This is a genomic window from Embleya australiensis (assembly GCF_051903075.1).
GTDB lineage: Bacteria > Actinomycetota > Actinomycetes > Streptomycetales > Streptomycetaceae > Embleya.
Window position 1 is genome coordinate 2,239,688 of sequence record NZ_CP182423.1, and the last position, 19,129, is coordinate 2,258,816.

At 72.4% G+C, this 19,129-nt stretch carries 17 protein-coding genes; 9 read left to right on the forward strand and 8 right to left on the reverse strand.

What is annotated here, in order from left to right:
- Positions 1 to 20: 20 nt before the first annotated feature.
- On the forward strand, positions 21 to 1,601 hold the full coding sequence (locus ACMXN5_RS40040; protein WP_439679806.1) for an FAD-dependent oxidoreductase: 1,581 nt from the start codon (positions 21 to 23) through the stop codon (positions 1,599 to 1,601).
- A gap of 81 nt (positions 1,602 to 1,682) precedes the next feature.
- On the opposite strand, the gene ACMXN5_RS40045 is transcribed toward ACMXN5_RS40040, so the two are convergent.
- Entirely contained in the window at positions 1,683 to 3,185 is a 1,503-nt protein-coding gene (locus ACMXN5_RS40045; protein ID WP_439679807.1) for an MDR family MFS transporter, read from the reverse strand.
- Between the two features lie 101 nt (positions 3,186 to 3,286).
- Here ACMXN5_RS40045 and ACMXN5_RS40050 point away from each other — a divergent pair, with 101 nt between their 5' ends.
- Entirely contained in the window at positions 3,287 to 3,892 is a 606-nt protein-coding gene (locus ACMXN5_RS40050) for a TetR/AcrR family transcriptional regulator (protein WP_439679808.1), read from the forward strand.
- Here the strand turns inward: ACMXN5_RS40050 and ACMXN5_RS40055 are convergent.
- Positions 3,845 to 4,468 (reverse strand): TetR/AcrR family transcriptional regulator C-terminal domain-containing protein, encoded by a 624-nt coding sequence (locus ACMXN5_RS40055; protein ID WP_439681380.1) that lies wholly within the window; start codon positions 4,466 to 4,468, stop codon positions 3,845 to 3,847. The two genes, ACMXN5_RS40050 and ACMXN5_RS40055, sit on opposite strands and share 48 nt — an antisense overlap.
- Positions 4,469 to 4,640: 172 nt before the next feature.
- On the opposite strand from ACMXN5_RS40055, the gene ACMXN5_RS40060 reads away from it, so the two are divergent.
- Complete coding sequence (locus tag ACMXN5_RS40060; RefSeq protein ID WP_439679809.1) at positions 4,641 to 5,357, forward strand: NAD(P)-dependent oxidoreductase; 717 nt, start codon at positions 4,641 to 4,643, stop codon at positions 5,355 to 5,357.
- Between the two features lie 6 nt (positions 5,358 to 5,363).
- Here ACMXN5_RS40060 and ACMXN5_RS40065 read toward each other — a convergent pair whose 3' ends face one another.
- Both ACMXN5_RS40065 and ACMXN5_RS40070 read right to left on the reverse strand, forming a co-directional pair.
- Complete coding sequence (locus ACMXN5_RS40065) at positions 5,364 to 7,460, reverse strand: beta-alanine-activating enzyme beta-propeller domain-containing protein (RefSeq protein WP_439679810.1); 2,097 nt, start codon at positions 7,458 to 7,460, stop codon at positions 5,364 to 5,366.
- A gap of 96 nt (positions 7,461 to 7,556) precedes the next feature.
- A complete protein-coding gene (locus tag ACMXN5_RS40070; protein ID WP_439679811.1) occupies positions 7,557 to 8,909 on the reverse strand; it encodes a cytochrome P450 in 1,353 nt (450 codons plus the stop codon).
- A 245-nt stretch (positions 8,910 to 9,154) separates the two neighbouring features.
- Here ACMXN5_RS40070 and ACMXN5_RS40075 point away from each other — a divergent pair, with 245 nt between their 5' ends.
- Both ACMXN5_RS40075 and ACMXN5_RS40080 read left to right on the forward strand, forming a co-directional pair.
- Complete coding sequence (locus ACMXN5_RS40075; RefSeq protein ID WP_439679812.1) at positions 9,155 to 10,621, forward strand: cytochrome P450; 1,467 nt, start codon at positions 9,155 to 9,157, stop codon at positions 10,619 to 10,621.
- Positions 10,622 to 10,703: 82 nt separating this feature from the next.
- Positions 10,704 to 11,618, forward strand: coding sequence for a terpene synthase family protein (locus tag ACMXN5_RS40080; protein WP_439679813.1), 915 nt, complete (start codon positions 10,704 to 10,706; stop codon positions 11,616 to 11,618).
- Between the two features lie 187 nt (positions 11,619 to 11,805).
- Here the strand turns inward: ACMXN5_RS40080 and ACMXN5_RS40085 are convergent, their stop codons facing one another.
- Positions 11,806 to 12,408, reverse strand: coding sequence for a hypothetical protein (locus ACMXN5_RS40085; RefSeq protein ID WP_439679814.1), 603 nt, complete (start codon positions 12,406 to 12,408; stop codon positions 11,806 to 11,808).
- A 329-nt stretch (positions 12,409 to 12,737) separates the two neighbouring features.
- Between ACMXN5_RS40085 and ACMXN5_RS40090 the strand changes: the two genes are divergently transcribed.
- The 3 genes from ACMXN5_RS40090 (at position 12,738) to ACMXN5_RS40100 (ending at position 16,661) form a co-directional block, all read left to right on the forward strand.
- A complete protein-coding gene (locus tag ACMXN5_RS40090) occupies positions 12,738 to 13,205 on the forward strand; it encodes an Lrp/AsnC family transcriptional regulator (protein WP_380004088.1) in 468 nt (155 codons plus the stop codon).
- Between the two features lie 193 nt (positions 13,206 to 13,398).
- Positions 13,399 to 14,754, forward strand: a complete 1,356-nt coding sequence (locus tag ACMXN5_RS40095) for a pyridoxal phosphate-dependent decarboxylase family protein (RefSeq protein WP_439679815.1) — start codon at positions 13,399 to 13,401, stop codon at positions 14,752 to 14,754.
- Between the two features lie 113 nt (positions 14,755 to 14,867).
- A complete protein-coding gene (locus ACMXN5_RS40100; protein WP_439679816.1) occupies positions 14,868 to 16,661 on the forward strand; it encodes a SpoIIE family protein phosphatase in 1,794 nt (597 codons plus the stop codon).
- A gap of 32 nt (positions 16,662 to 16,693) precedes the next feature.
- On the opposite strand, the gene ACMXN5_RS40105 is transcribed toward ACMXN5_RS40100, so the two are convergent.
- Entirely contained in the window at positions 16,694 to 17,554 is an 861-nt protein-coding gene (locus tag ACMXN5_RS40105; protein WP_439679817.1) for a hypothetical protein, read from the reverse strand.
- A 129-nt stretch (positions 17,555 to 17,683) separates the two neighbouring features.
- On the opposite strand from ACMXN5_RS40105, the gene ACMXN5_RS40110 reads away from it, so the two are divergent.
- Positions 17,684 to 17,875, forward strand: coding sequence for a hypothetical protein (locus tag ACMXN5_RS40110; protein ID WP_395793107.1), 192 nt, complete (start codon positions 17,684 to 17,686; stop codon positions 17,873 to 17,875).
- Between the two features lie 81 nt (positions 17,876 to 17,956).
- Here ACMXN5_RS40110 and ACMXN5_RS40115 read toward each other — a convergent pair whose 3' ends face one another.
- Together ACMXN5_RS40115 and ACMXN5_RS40120 are read right to left on the reverse strand one after the other, a co-directional pair.
- A complete protein-coding gene (locus ACMXN5_RS40115; RefSeq protein WP_439679818.1) occupies positions 17,957 to 18,154 on the reverse strand; it encodes a hypothetical protein in 198 nt (65 codons plus the stop codon).
- An 85-nt stretch (positions 18,155 to 18,239) separates the two neighbouring features.
- Complete coding sequence (locus ACMXN5_RS40120) at positions 18,240 to 19,109, reverse strand: NAD(P)H-binding protein (RefSeq protein ID WP_439679819.1); 870 nt, start codon at positions 19,107 to 19,109, stop codon at positions 18,240 to 18,242.
- Positions 19,110 to 19,129: the final 20 nt, after the last annotated feature.

Sequence of the window (19,129 nt, forward strand, 5' to 3'; positions counted from 1 at the left end):
CTCAGTCTAAGGGGTGCACGATGCAGCGGAGCGATGTGATCGTCGTCGGCGCCGGGCCCACCGGGCTCCTGCTCGCCACCGAGCTGGCCGTCCAGGGCATACGGGTGACCGTGCTCGAACGCCTCGCCGAGCCGGACTCGACCATCAAGTCCGGCTCGATCAACGTGGCCAGCGCCGAGATCCTCGACCGGCGCGGCCTGCTGCCGGCGGCGGAGGAGATCCAGCGCCGCCGGATGGCCGCCGCGGGGCGCTTCACCGCCGGCGGCGGCACGGCCGTCACCCGCGGGCTGGTCGGCGCGTTCGAGGACAGCGCCCCGCGCTTCCCGGTGATGGGCCACTTCGCGGGCATCATGTTCCGCAACGACCTGGTCGACCAGGCGGACCCGGTACTGGCCTCGCACACGGCGGTGGCGGGCGGGATCGCGGTGCCGCAGTACGACCTGGAACTGCTGCTCGCCGAGCGCTGCGCCCGGCTGGGGGTCGCCGTCCACCGGGGTGTCACGGTTCAGGGCGTGCGCGGCGACGTGCTCGGCGACGGCGACGGCGCCGTCATCGTAGATACCGACGCGGGCGAGTGGACCGCCGACTGGGTCGTCGCGGCCGACGGCGGACGCAGTGCGATCCGCAAGCAGCTGGGCGTCGAATTCATCGGCACCGCACCGGAGTTGGTGGGCTATCAGGCCATCGCCGACTTCGATGCGACCGGTCTGGCGCACGGATGGAACTGGACGCCCACCGGCGTCTACGCCTACGGCCCGATCGCCGGCCGCATCCTCGTCGCCCGCTTCGGTCCGCAGCCCGAGGACCGCGACGCGCCGGTGACCTTGGCCGAACTCCAGGACGCGGTGCGCGAGGTCACCGGGACGGACGTGACCCTGAACGGGATACAGGGCCGCGCGACACGCTGGTCGGACAACGCCCGCCGGGTCGAACGGTACCGCCACGGCCGGGTGTTCTTCGCCGGCGACGCCGCCCACGTGCACTCGCCGTTCAGCGCACAGGGCCTGAACCTCGGCTTCGGCGACGCGGTGAACCTGGGCTGGAAGCTGGCCGCGACGATCCAGGGCTGGGCACCGGCCGGACTGCTGGACACCTACCACGCGGAGCGCGCCCCGATCGCCGACTGGGTGCTCGACTGGACCCGGGCCCAGGTCGCCCTCATGCGCGGCGACGAGCGCACCCGGCACCTGCGCGGGGTCGTCGGCGACGAACTGTTCGCCGTACCGGGCGCGACGAACCGGATGGTCGCCCTGTCCTCGGGCATCATGCAGCACTACGACGTCGCGGACGACGCGGACGCGCCCGTCGGATCCATCGTGGGCGACGTCCCCCTGACGTCCGGCCGCCGCCTGGCCGACTACGCGCACGACGGCCGCTTCGTCCTGATCGACCGCACGCCCGACGGCCGCTTCGCGGACGCGGTCCGACTGCTCGACGAGCGAATCGTGCACGTCGCGGACCCGACCGCGGACCCGGACCGACCGAGCCTGCTGGTACGTCCCGACGGCATCGTCATCTGGGCCGCGCACGAGGCGGACGAACCGGCCGCCGCCGCAAAGCGATTCGCCACGGCCGGACTCCGCTGGGCCGGCACCCGCTGACCGACCCCTCCGAGACTGCCCCGAGCCCGCTCCGAGCCCGAATCCGGGCTCCGGACGGGCTCGTCGGCGGGGGCGGATCGCTCAGACCGCGGCGGTCTCCCCGGCGGGCGCGGCGTCCCGCTCCCGCGAGGGCGGATCGGCGGGGCGGCCGGGTAGGAGCAGGCACAGGGGGATGGCGGCGGCGGTGAACGCGGTGGCCCACCAGAAGGCTTCGCCGAATCCCGAGGCCAGCGCGGCCGGCGTGTGGGCGTCGGCGGAGGCGCGCTGCAGGATCATCGCGAGCAGCGCGGTGCCCGCCGAGCCGCCGATCTGCTGGGCGAGGCGGCTGATGCCCGAGCCCTGGGGGATCTCCTCCGGCGCGAGGCCGATATAGGCGGCGCCCAGGATCGTGGTCATCGCGCCACCGAGTCCGACGCCGCGCACGAACAGCACGGCCATCAGCACGATATTGCTGGTGGAGGCGGTGACGAAGGCGAACGGCACGGTAGCCGCGCAGGCGAGGGCGCACGCGACGACGGCGACGGGGCGCGCGCCGAAGCGGTCCATGTACCGCCCGGCGAGCGTGCGCGAGACGAGGGTGCCCCCGCCCTGCGGGATCAGGAGCAGCGCGGCGTCGAGCGCGTCCGCGCCGCGTACCTGCTGCCAGTACAGCGGCAGCAGCAACATCGTGCCGTACAGGGACGCGCCGGACAGGAACACCAGCACCGACGACGAGGCCAGGGCGCGGTGGCGGAACAGTCCGACGTCGACCAGGGCGCGCGATCCGCGCCGCAGCGCCCAGCCGAGGTAGCCGAGCAGGAGGGCGAGCCCGGCGGCGAGGGGCAGCCATACCGTGGGGTCGGCCGGCCCCTGCGAGCCGCCGATCCGGGACAGGCCGTAGATGACGGCGGCGACGCCGGGCGAGAGCAGCAGCATGCCGACGACGTCGAGCCGGGGACGGGAAACGGGCCGGTCCCGCGGCAGGTTGCGGGCGGCGAGGTAGGCGCCGACGACGCAGAAGGGCACGTTGAACAGGAAGATCCAGCGCCAGTCGCCCAGATGCAGGATCACGCCGCCGAGCACCGGGCCGAGTATCGGCCCGAGCGCGGTGGGCACGGTGATCAAGGCCATGACCCGGCCGATGTTGCGGCCCTTGGCGGCCTGCATGATCAGCGTGGTCATCAGCACCATCATGATGCCGCCGCCGAAGCCCTGGACCACCCGGAAGGCGATCAGGCTCGGCGCGTTCCAGGCCGCGGCGCACAGCAGCGAGCCGACGAGGAACACGCCGAGTGCCGCGATCCACAGGCGTTTGCCGCCCAGGGTTGCCTGGAGCCAGCCGACGGCCGGCATCACGGTGGCCAGGGCCAGCAGGTAGGCGGTGCTCACCCACTGGACGGTGGACACCGGGGCGCGCATGCGCCCGGCGAGGTCGTCGATGGCGACGCTCATGATCGTGGCGTCGAACATGACCGCGAGCGCGCCGATGATCAGGGTGAAGGTCAGGCGCCGCAGCGCGGGGTCGATGCGGTCGGGGTTCGCGGGTCCGGTGGGGTTGGTGGGATCTGCGGCGGCGGGTGGCGACTGAGCGCCCGAGGCGGTCATGGACGACTCCTTAAGAAAGGCTCTCTATCTTATGATCGCCAGAGTAGGGCGCCGCGATAAGATAGGCAACCTATCCAACGAGGAAGAACAGGAGGTCGCGGATGACCGAGCGGCGCCGCGGGGCGGCACTGGAGAAGGCGCTCCTGGACGCGGCCTGGGCGGAACTCACCCTCCACGGCTACGCCAAATTCACCATGGACGCCGTCGTCAAGCGGGCCGGTACCAGTCCGCCGGTGCTGTATCGCCGCTGGTCGGACCGCGACGAACTGGTCCGGGCCGCCATCGCGCACACCATGAAGGAGGCCCGCCTGGCCATCCCCGACACGGGCAGCCTGCGCGAGGACGTGCTGACCCTGATGCGTGAGATCAACGAGACCCGGGCCGAGTTGGCCACGATCGTGATCGCACACCTGGCCGCCCACTACCAGGCGACCGGAATCCGCCCCGGCGACATCACCGACCCGCTCGTGACCGGCCGCAGGGAGGCCGTGGACGTGCTCTTCGACCGGGCCGTGGAACGCGGCGAGATCGACCCGGGCCGCCTCACCGAGCGGATCAAGTCCCTACCGTTCGACCTGCTGCGCCACGAATTCCTGACCACCTTCGCCGCCGCCCCCGACCGCGCCCTGGAGGAGATCGTCGACGAGATCTTCCTCCCCCTACTGATCGGCGACACCGACGGCCGGGCACGTGCCGCTCGGGTCTAGGGCGTCGAGGATCAGGGTCAGGCCGAAGGCGAATTCCTCGTTCGCGTCGTAGTCGGGGGTCCGGGCCAGTTCCGTGGCCAGTTCGGTCAGGTGCGGGTAGGTGTCGGCGGGCAGGTCGTGCAGGAATTCGTCGGTGATCTCGGTCAGGTCCGCCGCGCCGGTGAACGGCAGGCTCAGTTCCTGGATGACGTAGCCGTAGACGTAGCTGTCGATCAGGGATACGGCGTGCGCGGTCATCGGGACGGACAAGCCCGCCGTGCGCAGCGCGCCGACGACGGCGTCGTGGTGGCGCAGCGTCGCGGGGCCCGGGTGGGCGCGCGAGTCGAGCAGGGCCACCGCCCAGGGGTGGCGGCGCAGCGCCGCGCGGGCCGAGGCCGCCCGGTGGTGCATCGCCGTCTTCCAGTCGCCGCCGGGCGGCGGTAGCTCGATCTCGGCGAAGACCGCGTCCACCATGCCGTCCAGGACCTCCTCGCGGCCGGCGACGTGGTGGTAGAGGGACATCGCCTCCACGCCCAGGGGTTCGGCGATGGCCCGCATGGTGAGGGCGGCCGTGCCCTTCTCGTCGGCCACCGCCATCGCCGTGGCGATCACCCGCTCGCGGCTGAGCGGCGTGCGGGTCGACCGGTCGCGGCGGCGCTTGGCTGCCTCGCTCACGCACCACTCCTTGTTCGTTGTCGTTGACCACCTTACGACATAAGGCTAACTTGCCTTACAAGATAAGGTCGGCATTTCGAGGAAGGGCTGCGCCATGGCTACGGAAGGCATGAGGAAGGTCTGCGTCGTCGGGGCCTCGGGCAGGCTCGGGCAGTACATGGTTCGGCAGTGCCTGGAGCGCGGTTACGAGGTGGTCGGCGTGTGCCGGGAGCAGAGTGTGCCGAAACTGGCCGCGTTCCAGGGCCGGATGACCGTCGTTCCCGGGCCCACGAACGACCCGGAGGTGATTCGGCGGGCGGTCGACGGGTGCGACGGGGTGTTGACGGTGCTGGTGCCGTGGGGTGTGCGGCAGTACGCGTCCGGCACGGCGCAGGCGGTGCTCGACCACGCCCGACCGGGCGCGCGGCTGGTCTTCTCCTGCGGTTGGCACATCACGCGCGACGGCAAGGACCGATACTCGCGGCTGTTCACCCTGGGCGTGCGGATCGCCGCCGTGCTGGGCAGGCTCGTGCGGGCCGTAGAGATCGACGACCAGGTCGAGGCGTGCCGGCGGGTGTTCGACAGCGACACCCGGTGGACGGTGGTGCGCGGCAGCACCCTGAAGGAGGGGGACAGCGAGGGCCTGCCCGTGTGGAGCCGGCACGTGGGCGATCCGGTACTGGCCAGTGACCGCACCCGCCGGGTGGACTTCGCCCTGTTCATGGTGGCGGCGCTCACCGACGACGAACTCGTCCGAGAGGCCCCGGCGATCGTCGGCTGCCGCACCCCCAGCGCCCTCGCCCACGCGGACGGCCGGAGGTCGGACGGGTGAGTGTGGTCAGGACTTCCGAGGCGGCGTGATGCCGGGAAACGCGTCGAGCGCGTACACATTCTTGTCGCCGCTGCCGAGGTACACCACGCCGCCCGCCACCACCGGATCCGAGCTGTTGTAGGCCCCGAAGGAGTAGGCCCACTTCTTGGTGCCGGTGGCGGCGTCGAGCGCGTACACGTTCTTGTCCTGGCTGGGGACATAGACGACTCCGCCCACGACCGCCGCCGCCCGCCAGACGGCGCCCTCGGTGGTGAAGGCCCACTTCTTCGCACCGGTGGCGGCGTCGAGCGCGTACACGTTCTTGTCGGCGCTGCCGACGTACACCACCCCGCCCACGACGACCGGCGTGGAGGCGACCTTCTCGCCGGTGGCGTATTCCCACTTCTTGGTGCCGGTGGCGGCGTCGAGCGCGTATACGTTCTTGTCGGCGCTGCCGATGTACACCACCCCGCCCACGACCACGGGCGACGAAAAGACCTCGGCGCGTGTCGGGTGGACCCACTTCTCGGTGCCGGTGGCGGCGTCGAGCGCGTACACGTTCTTGTCGGTGCTGCCGACGTACACCACCCCGCCCACCACCGCCGGACTCGAGCTGATCTCGGCCCCGGTGGCATGGGCCCACTTCCTCGCACCCGTGGCCGCGTCCAGCGCGTATACGTTCTTGTCGCGGCAGCCGACGTACACCACCCCGTCGACCACCACGGGCGACGAGTCGACCTCGGCTCCGGCGGCATGGCTCCACTTTTTGGTACCCGTGGCGGCGTCGAGCGCGTACACGTTCTTGTCGCGGCTGCCGATGTACACCACTGCGTTCGCCACCGCCGGCGAGGAGCCGACCACGTGGCCCGTGGTGTAGGCCCACTTCTTGGTGCCGGTGGCGGCGTCGAGCGCGTACACGTTCTTGTCGTGGCCACCGAAGTACACCACCCCGTCCACCACCGCCGGCGTGGAGTCGACCTCGGCCTCGGTGGAGTAGGCCCAGCGCACCGTGGTGTCGGTGCGGGCCGGCGCGGGCGGGGACGACGAGACCCGGTTGCCGGCGGTGTACTTCGGCTCTCGCCGGCCGGACGGGTCGGCCAGTTCGACAAACACGATGACGCCCAGCGCGGTGGTCGCGCCGCCGCCGACGAGTTGCAGAAGCCGGCGGCGCGTGGGGCTCGGGGTCTCGGGCGGGGCGGCGTCGGCACCCCTTCGCGGTGTGCCGCCCGCGGCGGGCCCGCGTTCGAGGCCGACGGTCGGCGCGTCGCCGAGCGGATTCGCGTCCCGGACCATCCGTCGGGTCTCGGCGGCCGGGGCGGGGTCGACGGCGGCGCGCAGGAGTCGGTGTACCTCGTCGGCGGAGTCGGGTCGGTCCCGGGGATCCTTGGCGAGCAACGCGAGGACGAGGTCGTCGAGTGCGGTGGGGATGCCGCGGCGCCGTTCGCCGGGTCTGGTGGGTGTGGTCCGCAGGTGGGCGTTCATCATCGAGACCGGGCCGGTGGCGCGGAACGGCACGTCGCCGGTGAGGAGTTCGTGCAGGACGCAGCCGAACGAGTACAGGTCCGAGCGGGCGTCCCCGGGCTGCTCGTGGAAACGCTCGGGCGGCATGTAGGCGAGGGTGCCCATCACCTGGCTGGACCGGTTCGTGGCCGCCACGAACCGGGCGATCCCGAAGTCCAGGATCTTGACCCGGTCCTCGACGGTGAGCATCAGGTTCGCCGGCTTCAGGTCCCGGTGCACGATCCCCGCGGTGTGCGCCCGGGCCAGCGCCGCGGCGGCCTGCGCCGCCCACTCCACGGCGGTGCCCACCGACGGAGGCCCCTCCATGTCGAGCACCGCGGCCAGGTCGCGGCCCTCGACGAACTCCATCACCAGGAACAGCGAACCGTCCCCGTCGTCCTGTCCCAGGTCGTGCACGGTGACCACACCCGGGTGGTGCAGCGCCCCCGCCGTACGCGCCTCGCGGAAGAACAACGCGGCACCGGCGGCATCGGACTTCGCGTGCGGGAGCAGCTTGACCGCGACCCGCCGCTCGATCAGCCGGTCCCGCCCCTCCCAGACCTCCCCCATGCCGCCTCGCCCGACGAACCGGACCAGTTCGTACCGACCTGCCAACACCCGCACCCGCAACCCCCGCCGCCGACCCGGACTCTCCGCTCGGGCATGGTACGACCCCGATGGCCCGCCGGGGTCGCCCGATGCCGGCGGGCGGCGGGCGGGTCAGACGGGTTCCGGAACCAACATCAGTCCCCTCGGGCTGGGGATGGGTTCGCGCACGGATGTGCCCACCCGTGTGTCGGGTTGCAGGGACAGGCGCCACGAACTGCCCACCGCCACCAGCGTGGCCAGCATCTCGGCGAGGGCGAAGTTGTCGCCGATGCACTTGAACCGGCCGCCGCCGAACGGCACGAAGGAGTGCCGCGGCGGCTTCCAACCGCTATCCGGGAGCCAGCGTTCCGGGGAGAAGGCCTCCGGGCGGCGGCAGAAGCGCGGGTCGGTGTGCAGGGAGTGCTGGCTGTACGCGGTATCGGTGCCGCTGGGCACCATGACGTCACCCAACTCCACCGCAGCCGTGGTGCGTTGCGTTACCAGTTGCACCGAGTGCAGGCGCATCGTCTCGTACATCACCGCCCGCGTGTACGGCAGTGCCCGCGGATCGGCCGCCTCCGGCACGGCGTCGCCCGGTGCGGCTGACCCGGCGACCCCGGCGATCTCGGCGAGCATCCGCCGCTCCGCCCCCGGGCGCCGGGCCAGGTGGTACCACGCCCAGGACAGTGTGGTCGGGACGTTCGCCACCCCGCCGATCAGCATGGCGATGACCTCGTCGCAGATCAGGTCGTCGGCCAACGGCCGCCCCGTGTCCGGGTCGTGGGCGGCGAGCAGGCACGCCACCACGTCGCCGCCGGCCTCCGGGGACTGCTCGCGGCACGCGGCGACGGCCTCGCCCACCGACGCGCGCATCCGGGCCATGGCCTCGTCGCCGCGCCGGACATACGGCAGCGGCAGCCGATCCACCACCTTCGGCAACATCGGCCGCTCCACCGCCGCCCGCTCGATCACCGGCAACACCTCGTGCAACCGGTGCAGGACGCCGTCGGGCATACGGTTGGAGAACAGGGTCTCGGCCGTCACGGCCACCGAGAGGCCCTTCATCTCCTCCAGGACGTCCACCGGTCGACCCGGCTTCCAGTCGGCGCACAACTCCCGCGTGCGCCGATGGATCGAGGCCAGGTGCCGCTCGATGTGCGCCGGGGTGAACGCCTTTTGGATGACCCGCCGTTGGCGGTGGTACAGCTCCCCGTCGGAGGTGATCACGCCGTGCCCCAGGAGCGGGATCATACGTTCGAACTGTTTGCCCCGGCCGAAACTGCGGCCCTTGGACGACTGCACCTGATGGACCAGAACGGGATCGGTCACCACGTACACCGGCGCGGTGCCCAGTCTGATCCGCACCAACGGCCCCACCCCGGGCAGGGATTCGAGAAAGCGCAGCCGCTGACCGGCCAGGCGGTGGAGGTGTCCTACGCCGGGCAGAGCGCCCGGTGCGGTGGGTACGTCCTCGATGGAATGCACACGCCATCCCTTCACGTCGGGCCAGGCTGCCGGTGACCCCCACCACTGTGCCGAGGTGATCGCCGGTTCGGCAGGGTGCACCCGACCGGCCTTCGGGCGCCGTGCATTCGCTACCTCGCACGCCCTTACCGGCCGTGCCGGGCGACCGCTAAGCATGAAACGGCGAGCACGCGGACCGCTCCCGAACCCCTGCGCACACCGCCGCCCTCGCCTGCTCCGCCACCGGCAACACCAAGGAGGGCTTCATGACCACCCTCACCCCACCCGGCGTCCCACCCCTGGCCGGCAGGGTGCTCCCGATCCTCGGGCACACCCTGCCCATGTGGCGCGACCCGATGGCGTTCCTGCTGGAGCAGCACGCCGTCGCCCCGGTCGTACAGCTGCGGCTCGGCCCGAAGGTCGCCTACCTCATCACCCGGCCCGACCTGGTCCGCAAGGCGCTGGTCACCGAGCAGCACCGGTTCGACAAGGGCGGCCCGTTCGTCGACGCCGCCCGCACCCTGATCGGCGACGGCCTGGGCACCTGCTCCGCCGCCGACCACCGCTACCAGCGGCCCCTGATGAACCAGGCGTTCCGCCAACCGAGCATCGTCTCCTACACCCACGCCATGACCGAATGTGTGCAGGACGTGCTCCACGCCTGGCAACCGGGCCAAGTCGTCGACGTATGCCGGGAGATGCGTCTGCTCGCGTGCCGGGCGCTGACCCGCACGCTGTTCTCCGATCCGGCCCAGGCACATCTGACCACCCGGATCGAAGCGGCGTACACCGTGCTGATGCCCGGCATGTGGTGGCAGATGGTGATCCCCGTCGCCCTCGTCCACAAGGCGCCGATCCCGGCCAACCGCCGCTTCGAAAAGGCCCGGATCCAGGCCCGTTCGCTGATCAAGCGCATGGTCGAGGCGTACCGCGTACGCGGCGCCGACCCGGCCGACGGCCTGTCCACGATCATGGCCGCCGAGGACGAGTGCGGTCGTGCGTTCACCGACGACGAGGTGTGCGACCAGATCGCCACGTTGATGATCGGCGGAATCCCCGCCACCGCCGACCTGTTGGCCTGGACCTTCGGCGTGCTGGCGCACAACGCCCCGCTGGAGCAGAGCCTGCACGACGAGGTGGACGCCGCACTGGGCGGCCGGGTGCCCGGCTACCACGACATCCCGCGCCTGCCCCTGCTGAGCCGGGTCCTGACCGAAACACTGCGCCTGTACCCGTCGGTGTCGGTGCTCAGCCGCCGGGTCACCGACTACATCACCCTCGACGGCATACAACTGTGCCCGGGGGACGAGGTGATGTTCAGTCCCTACTGCCTGCACCGGGACGCGAGCGTGTTCCCCGACCCCGAACGTTTCGACCCGGACCGCTGGTTGCCGGGCGCGGTGACCCAGGCCCAGCGCGAGGCGTTCATCCCGTTCGGATCCGGCACCCGCAAGTGCATCGGCGACTCCTACGGCATCACCGAGGCCACCCTGGCCGCCGCGGGCATCATGTCCCGGGTCTCGCTGGCCCGGATACCCGGCGCCCCGACGCCGAGGCCCCTGCTGCGCATGACGCTCTCCCCGGTCCCCCTGGAGTTGACGGTGGAGCCACGCGGTACGCGGGCCCAGGCACCCGAGGAGGCGGCCGATGCACCGACCGACGAACCCGCGACGCTCCGCTGCCCCGTCCACCCCGTCGCCGGCGCCGACGCCACATCCCCCGACGCCGACTGACCCGGCGCACCCGGCGGCCCGGCTCACCGCGCCGCACCTGTGGTGCCCGGTCGAGCCCGCCCGCCACCCCGCCGAGCGCGAGGTGACCGAGCGTACGGTCGCGTGGATGCGCCGGTTCGGCTACATCACCACACGCACCGAGGAAGTCGCCGCACGTGCCGCGCAGTTCGGCGAGCTGGGGGCGCTGACCTATCCGCACGGCGACCCGGAAGGCGCGGTACTGGCCGCGCAGTTGATGGTGTGGCTGTTCCTCCAGGACGACCGCTTCTCCGAACTGGCTCCCGCGCAGGGCCGGATCGAGGACTTGGCCGAGCACATCCTGTGGTCCCAGCGCATCCTGCACGGCCGGACGAGAGTGGCGCCCGAGCCGTATCTGGAAGCCCTGATCGACCTGCGCACCAGGGTCGCCCGCATGGCCGTGGACGCGGAACAGGTGGAGCGCTTCGCCGACGGCTTCAACCGCTACCTGGGGGCGGTCGCGGCGGAGGCGATCTATCGGGCCCGCGGCATCACCCCGAGCCTGGGGCAGTACGTGCGGCTGCGCGAGTCCACGATCCTGATGCGCGGCATGTGCTTCGTCGTCATCGAACTGGCCGACGACTGCTACCTGCCGGGCCCGATCTGGGCGGCCCGCGAGGTGCGCCGCTGTGAACAGGCCGCCGCCCGGGCCATCGCGTACACCCACGACATCCTCTCCGGGATGCGCGAGTTGTACTGGCCCGGCCACACCAACCTGATCACCGTGCTCGCCGAGCACTTCCACTGCCCCCTCGACGAGGCGCTGCGCAGGGCGGTGTACATGTACGAGGACCAGATGCGCCGCTTCGACCGACTGGCCCGCCCCCTCCTGGATTCGGGCGACGCCCGCCTGGCCCGATACGTGCGCGGGATGGGCGCGTGGATCCGCGGCAACCGCGACTGGTCCATGAACTGCGGCCGCTACCACGTCACTTCCCCACAACCACCCGAGAACCTGCCCTCGCTCTTCGGCGCCTGAACCGCGTTTCCCAGGGTTGCCGGTGACGATGTCGGAGCGATCGGCCATCATGTGAGGCGGCCGTAGTCTGCGACCGGTCGAGCCCGCCGCAGGGAGGCGGGCAGGCGGCCCGGTCCCTACCCAAGACCGGGCCGTCCGGCGGTCGCCCGCGTGTCGAACCGACCGCCGGGGGCCACCCGTTCGCTCCTCAGGCCACCAGCACGCGGTCGGCTCGGAGCAGGGCGGCCATCTCGACGCAGCGGCGGGTTTGGATGCGGGCCAGGTCGAGGGACAGCAGGGTCGGGTCGTCCGTGGCGGACGCGCGGGCGGTGAGTTCGGTGAGGGTGGCGATCGATCGGCGCGGGTGGGCGTCGTCGTCCGTCGGGGACTGGGGGCGGATGATCGCGAAGCTGCGCATCAGGCCACCGTGGCGGGTGTCGGGGGCCGGGGTGGTGACGAAGACGCCGAAGACCTGCTCGCAGGATCGCCGCTGCCAGGAGTCGCGCATGTCCCGGGCGGCCGCGTCGGTCGCCGACGCGGCCGCCGAGCGGGTGAGGCGGTGCAGCAGGGCGACGACGTGGCCGTCGCGTGCCGGTGCGCCCAGGATCACCACGTCGGGCCAGGTCAGGTCGCCCACCGTGGCGAGGGGGTCGGCCTTGGTCCCGTCCCGTGGCGCGGCCGGTTCGGCCTCGGGCAGTCTGCGCAGCCGGATCTCGGCACCGGTGTTCCAGGCGACCGCGGCGACCGCGTCGGCCAGCGCGCGTACGCACGTGTCGGTGTCGTGATAGATCACGGTGACCTTGATGCTCATGTCGTCTCCCCGTAGCGGATGTCCGGAAAAGCCGGTGCCTTTCCGATCTGCCGGCCAGTTCATGATCAACCGGCACGCGTACGGTGTGCCGGCCACTTCACGCTAGGCGCGGCTACACCCTCGTGCTGATGGCCGTTCACGCCACGAAGCGGACTCCCCGCGCCACCCCCGGGCCCGCTCGTCCGCCGACCGCCGGCGCCGCCGCCTCGACCGCGGAGAGCGGCTGTCGCGAACGAATCGGATCCGGGCACCGGGTGGGCTACCGTCACTGTGCCCGGCCCACCGGACCCCCGACCCCGCCCCGCCGACCGCACCGAGGAGAGCCACCGATGGCGTTGGACCCGCTGGACAGCCGGATCATCACCGCGCTCATCGAGGACGCGCGTTCGACCTACGCCGAGATCGGCACCCGGGTCGGCCTGTCCGCGTCCGCGGTCAAGCGCCGGGTGGACCGCCTCCTCGCCACCGGCGTGATCACCGGCTTCTCCGCGTCGGTCGAACCCGCCGCGCTCGGCTGGACCACCGAGGCGTTCGTCGAGCTGTACTGCGTCGGGCGTACCTCGCCCAGCGAGATCGGGCGCGCGCTGGCCAAGTTCCCCGAGGTGGTCTCGGCCAGCACCGTCACCGGCGACGCGGATGCGGTGATCCACCTGCTCGCGGCCGATGTACAACACTTCGAGCAGGTCCTGGAGCGGATCGCCGCAGAGCCCTTCGTGGTGCGCTCGAAGAGCTGTGTCGTGCTTTCCCGGCTGGTCAGGCGCAATGGAACGACGTGGCAGGGAGTGGAGACGCAATAGATCGCCACGAACGCGCATGATCACGCTCTTGGCCGGATCGCACACCCGTACGTAGGGTTTGAGCTGCCGGTGCGGACCCCCGGCGCCCCGAATTCCGTCGTCGCGACCCCGCCGCCCCCGGGCGGGGACGCCGCGCGACCGCGCCGAGAGAATGCCGAGCACCGCCATGCCGACGCCGAGCACCCCCACGCCCATGTCCATGCACCGGTACGACCCCGCGCTCGCCGACCTCGTCTTCGACTACATGCGCGAACGGCTCGCCCTGGACCCGGTCCCGCTCGACCACCCCGGCCGCAAGGACAAGCTCGACCGCGCGCTCGACGGCCTGATCGGCGCGCGGGGCAACGACCCGGGCGAGGTGTTGGCGATCTACGCCGACCAGCTCGCCCCGGCGGTCATCTCCTGCGACAGCCCGCGCTTCCTCTCCTTCATCCCGGCCGCGCCGACCAAGGCCGCGCTGCTGTTCGACATGGTCGTCTCGTGCGCGTCCCTCCAGGGCATCTCGTGGCTGGAGGCGGCCGGCGCGGTGGCCGCGGAGAACCAGGTGTTGCGGCTGATCGCCGACCTGGCCGGGCTGCCCGCGAGCGCCGGCGGCTGCTTCGTCAGCGGCGGCTCGGCGGGCAACCTGTCCGCGCTCGTGGTGGCCCGGGACATGGGCCGGCGGCGGACCGGGACCGGCGCGCGGGACCGGCTGCGGATCGCGGTCAGTGACCAGGCGCACTCCTCGATCGGCAACACGCTGCGGATCATCGGCATGGACGCGCTCGTGGTGCGGACCACCGACCACCGCCTCACCGGCGAGGCGTTGCGCGCCGGGCTGGACGCCGACCCCGAGGCGCACGACGTGGTCGGCGTGGTGGCCACCGCCGGCACCACCAACGCGGGCATCATCGACGACCTGGCCGGGATCGGTGCGGTGGCCCGCGAGCGCGACCTGTGGTTCCACGTGGACGGCGCGTACGGCGGCGCCGGATTGCTCGCGCCGAGCGTGCGGGCCCGCTACGACGGGATCGAACTCGCCGACTCGTTCGTCGTCGACCCGCACAAGTGGCTGTTCGCGCCGTTCGACTGCGCGGCGCTGATCTACCGCAACCCGGGCCCGGCCCGCGGCGTGCACACCCAGGACGCGTCCTACCTCGACGTCCTGCACACCGACGCGCCCGAGGAGTGGAACCCGACCGACTACGCGTACCACCTCACCCGGCGCGCCCGCGGCCTGCCGCTGTGGTTCTCCCTCGCCGTGCATGGCACCGACGCGTACACCGAGGCCATCGAGACCGCACTGACCCTGGCCCGGGACACCGCCGAGCTGATCCGGGCCACCCCCGGGCTGGAGCTGATCCGCGACCCGGAGCTGTCCGCGGTGCTGTTCCGGCGCACCGGTTGGGGCCCGGACGACTACCTCGACTGGTCCCGCCGCCTGCTGGCCGGCCAGGTCGGTTTCGTCACCCCGACCGGTTGGGAGGGGGAGACCGTGGCCCGCTTCGCGTTCCTGCACCCGGGTACCACGATGGCGACGGTCGAGGAGATCCTGGCCACGATGAGGTAACGCAGTGCGGCCTGCCGCTCGCGCGTTCGGGTCGCCGTGGCCCAGACTGGAAGCCGATGGGACGGCTTCGGGGGCCGGGCGCCCGATCGGCCTCGGGGCCGGAGAGGACAGGCGTGGCGCTGGACGAGTACGCGGACCCGCCGATGATGGTGCCGGAGGTCGACGCCGTGACCGGCGCGGTGGCACGACTGGTGGGCACACGCGCGGGGGATGTGCGCGATGTCGGCGCCTACGCGGTGTTGCAGGGCCTGCTCGACGGCACGCCGGCGGCGGTGGGGGTGATGAGCCCGACCATGCGCTACCTCTATGTCAATCCGGCGCTGGCGCGGATGAACGGCCTGCCGGCCGAGGTGCACCTGGGCCGCACCATCGGCGAGGTGCTGCCCGACCTGGACGCGAAGGAGGACGTGCTCCGGGCGGTGCTGCGCGACGGCGTGCCCCGCGAGGCCACCTCCTCCGGGACCACGCACGCGGGCCCGCCCGGCCGCCGCTGGTGGCACGGCGCCTACCACCGCCTGGAGCACGAGGGCGAGGTGGTCGGTCTGGCGGCCGTGCTCCTGGAGGTGTCCGAGTCCCGGCGCACCCAGCTGGAGCTGGACGCGGCCCGGCGCCGGCTCGCGGTCCTGGACGCCGCCGCCACCCGGGTCGGCACCACCCTCGATCTGGTCGAGACCTGCGAGGAGTTGGCCGAGCTGTTCGTCGCCGAGCTGAGCGATGTGGCCACGGTGGACGTGTTCGCCGTCGAGGGCGCCAACGGCACCCCGCACCAACCGCTCGACCTGGTCCGGATGTGGCGCGCCGCGCTCTCGCACCGGCCCGGTATGGCCGAACAGGCGGCGATCCTGCGCCAACCCGGCGAGAACGTGGACTACCAGCAGGGCTCGATGGTGCCGCGCGCGCTCAGCGAACGCAGCCCCGTGGTGGTCAACCGGGCGGCCGACGAGGAGATGGCCCGGCAGGTGTCCAGCCCCGACCGACTCGCGGTGTTCCGCTCGGTGGGCCTGCACTCGGTGGTGGCGCTGCCGCTGGTCGCCCGGGGTAGTGCGATCGGCATGGTCACCATGTCCCGGCACGGCGCGGCCGACGAGTTCTCTCCCGAGGACGTGATCCTGGCCCGCGACCTGGCCCGGCGCGGGGCGATCAGCGTGGACAACGCCCGCCGCTACGCGCACGAGCACGACATCGCACTGGCCCTGCAGCACGCGCTGCTCGCCGCGCCCGACGCGCCGCACCCGGACATCGAGTTGGCCTCGCGCTACCGGCCCGCGGGCAGCAGCGTCGAGGTGGGCGGCGACTGGTACGACGCGGTCGCGCTGAGCGGGGGCCGCACATTGCTCGCGGTCGGCGACGTGATGGGACACGGCGTGCAGGCCGCCGTGGAGATGAGCCAGTTCCGGGCGCTGCTGCGGGTACAGGCCCGCTCCGACCTGGAGCCGCACGAGATCCTGGCCGCGGTGGACCGCACCAGCACCAAGGCGGGCATCGAACGGGTGGCCAGCTGCCTGCTGGTCCTGGTCGACCCGGCGACGGACACGGTCACCTTCGCCAGCGCCGGCCACCTGCCGCCGCTCCTGGTCGGCCCGGGCGACGCGGCCGAACTGGTCGACGTGCCGGTCGGACCGCCGCTGGGCACCGGTTTCGGCGGCTACGGCTCGGTACGGCGCCGCAGCGATCCGGACCGGGTCCTGGTGATGTATACCGACGGCCTGGTCGAGCGCCGGGGCGAGGACATCGGCGAGTCGCTGCAACGACTGACCCGGGTGGGACTGACCGCGGAGACTCCGCTGGTGCGCCTGGTGGACACGGTGATCGCCCGGATGATCACCGACAAGCCGGAGGACGACATCGCGGTCCTGGCCGCCCGAAGACGCCCGGCGGCCCCGGGGGGATCGACCCCGGGCCGCTGACCCCGTCGGCCGTAACCGGTGCGCGCCGGGCGTCAGTTCGGGTCGGCGGCCGGGCGGGTCCAGGTGTGCCGGGTGCCGGTCACCGTGACCCGCCGGCGGGCTTCCCGGGGCGGCGTCGGGGCGGGCGGGGTCGGGATCAGGCTGCCCGCGATGGTGTCCTCGAAGCGGTGGCGGATCGGGCCCCAGCGGGCGTCGTGGCGCGCGGCCCGGGCCTGGGCGCGGCGCAACTTTCGCGGGCGGTCACGGTAGCGTCGGCGGGCCCACGGCGAGCCGGGGCGGGCCAGTCGGATCGCCGCGACGATGTTGACGATCGGGATGAACACGCCGATCACGCCGGTACCGACCTTGCCCTTGGCGAAGGTGATCGCGGCCATGGCGATGTCCAGGAGCAGCACGATCACCCACACCACCCGATCGTCGACGCTGTCTCCCTCGGGCTTCGCGTCGAAGGGCACGAATCCGCTCGCCGCCAGGCCGACCGCGGCGATCGTCAGCACGGTGGCCTCGATCGAGATCCGGCCCTGCTCGGACCAGTACACGTCGGCCAGGTGCACGATCATCCCGAACTCGTCCAGGACCAGCCCCGCGCCGATCCCGAGCAGCACCCCCGCGACCGCGCGGCCGACCAGGTATTCGCCGGACCCGACGCCGACGAAGCCGCCGATCAGGGCGAGCACGATGCCCGGGACCACGTGGTGGATGTGCACCCCGCCGCTGTCGAGGTTGCGGAACGGGCCGCGCCCGGCCCGGATCAGCCGGGTGATGGTGCGCGTGATCAGGAAGGTGAGCAGCAGCGACGCGAACGCCAGGGTCATCGGCAGCCGGCCCTCGCGGATCATGGTGTCCTGCCACCATCCGGCCAGTTGCGGGTGGGTGGTGTGCGCCGCCGGCATCGGCCCTCCTCCTCGGTGTCCGTGCTCCGGTTCCCCCTCCGGGCCGGGCTACCGACGCCGATCAGGTGAACCGGGAGCCGCCGACGCGCGGCCCGGTGACCAAGTGGGCGGGCCCTCGTTGGGCGGGACATGATCAAGCGCATCACCGCCGCCGCTCTGGCCGGCACCGCCCTCGCCGTGACCTTCGGCGCGTCCGCCGCCTCCGCGCAGGAGCCCACCCCGAACACCGGCCAGGTCGCCGGGGTGCCCCGTTCGGTCTATCCCGACGGCCTCAACAACCTGAACCACGTCAACCAGCTCGCGGGCACGCTGCCGCTGTAGGCGCGTCATCCGCGTCACGGGCGGGCGTGGTGTCCCGGTCCGGCCCCGAGCGGGGACACCACGCCTTCGGACGCGGCGGGCTCACTCGTCGTCCAGGGCGCGGCGCAGTTCCTCGCTCTCGCGGTTGGCGGCGGCGAGGTCGTCCATCATCCGCCGAGTGCCCTCGGCCACGCCCGCGTCCCAGATGCGGCGTACGAGAGCGTTCGCGCGATCCTGGGGCAGATCGGTCTCGCGCATCAGTAGCTCGGTCAGCTCGATGATCGGGTGTGTGGGGTGCATAGCCCCAGCAGACCCGTCCTGCCGGCGCCTCGCACCCGGGCGCGGCCGGTCGGGGGAGCGACCCGACGTGCCGGTCGCGGGGGGTTCAGGGCTTGAGGTGGCTCCAGGACTGCGGGTGGGTGGTCAGCCAGCCGGCCAGGTTCTGCGCCGGGCGACCGGTGAGCATCGGTACCGCGTTGGAGACCTTGCTCATCTCGCCGGTCGCGATCGCCTCGTAGGAGCTCACCCAGCCGGCCATCTCCCAGGCCGGCGCGTTGTAGCGGGCGCGTGAGGCGTACGCCTCGTCGCGGGTCTCGGGCACGTAGCCGATCGGCCGGCCGGCGAAGCGGGTGAGCACCGCCGCGGCCTCGGTCAGGGTGATCGCCTCGGGGCCGGTGAGGTCGTAGGTGAGGTCGTCGTGCGCGTCGCCGCCGAGCAGGACCGCCGCCGCGGCGTCCGCGATGTCCGCGTGCGCCACCGCCGAGACCCGACCGTCGCCGGCCGGGCCGCGGATGATGCCGTCGGGTCCGACCATGGCGGGCAGCCCGGCCAGGTACAGGCTGTCGCGCAGGAAGGTGTGCCGCAGTCCCGAGTCGCGGATGTGCTGCTCGGTGTGCCAGTGGTCGCGGGCGAAGGTGAAGGTGGCGTCGGGGGCGGCGCTCAGGAAGGACACGTAGACGATGCGGTGCACCCCGGCGGCGACCGCGGCGTCCACGACCGAGATGTGCTCGCGGACCCGATCGGCGCTCTCCCGGGCGGAGACCAGGAACAGTACGCTCGCGCCGTCCAGCGCCCTGCGCATCGCCTCGCCGTCGGCGTAGGTCGCCGGCGGCGCCGGGGTCGCGCCGCCCAGTTCGGGCAGTCGGGACGGATCACGTCCCACCAATCGTTGCGTCGCGCCGGCCTCGGCGAGCCGCCGGGCGACCCGGCCGCCGATCTGCCCGCTCGCTCCGGTGACCGCGATGACTGGTGCCATGACTGCGTCCTTTCCCGACT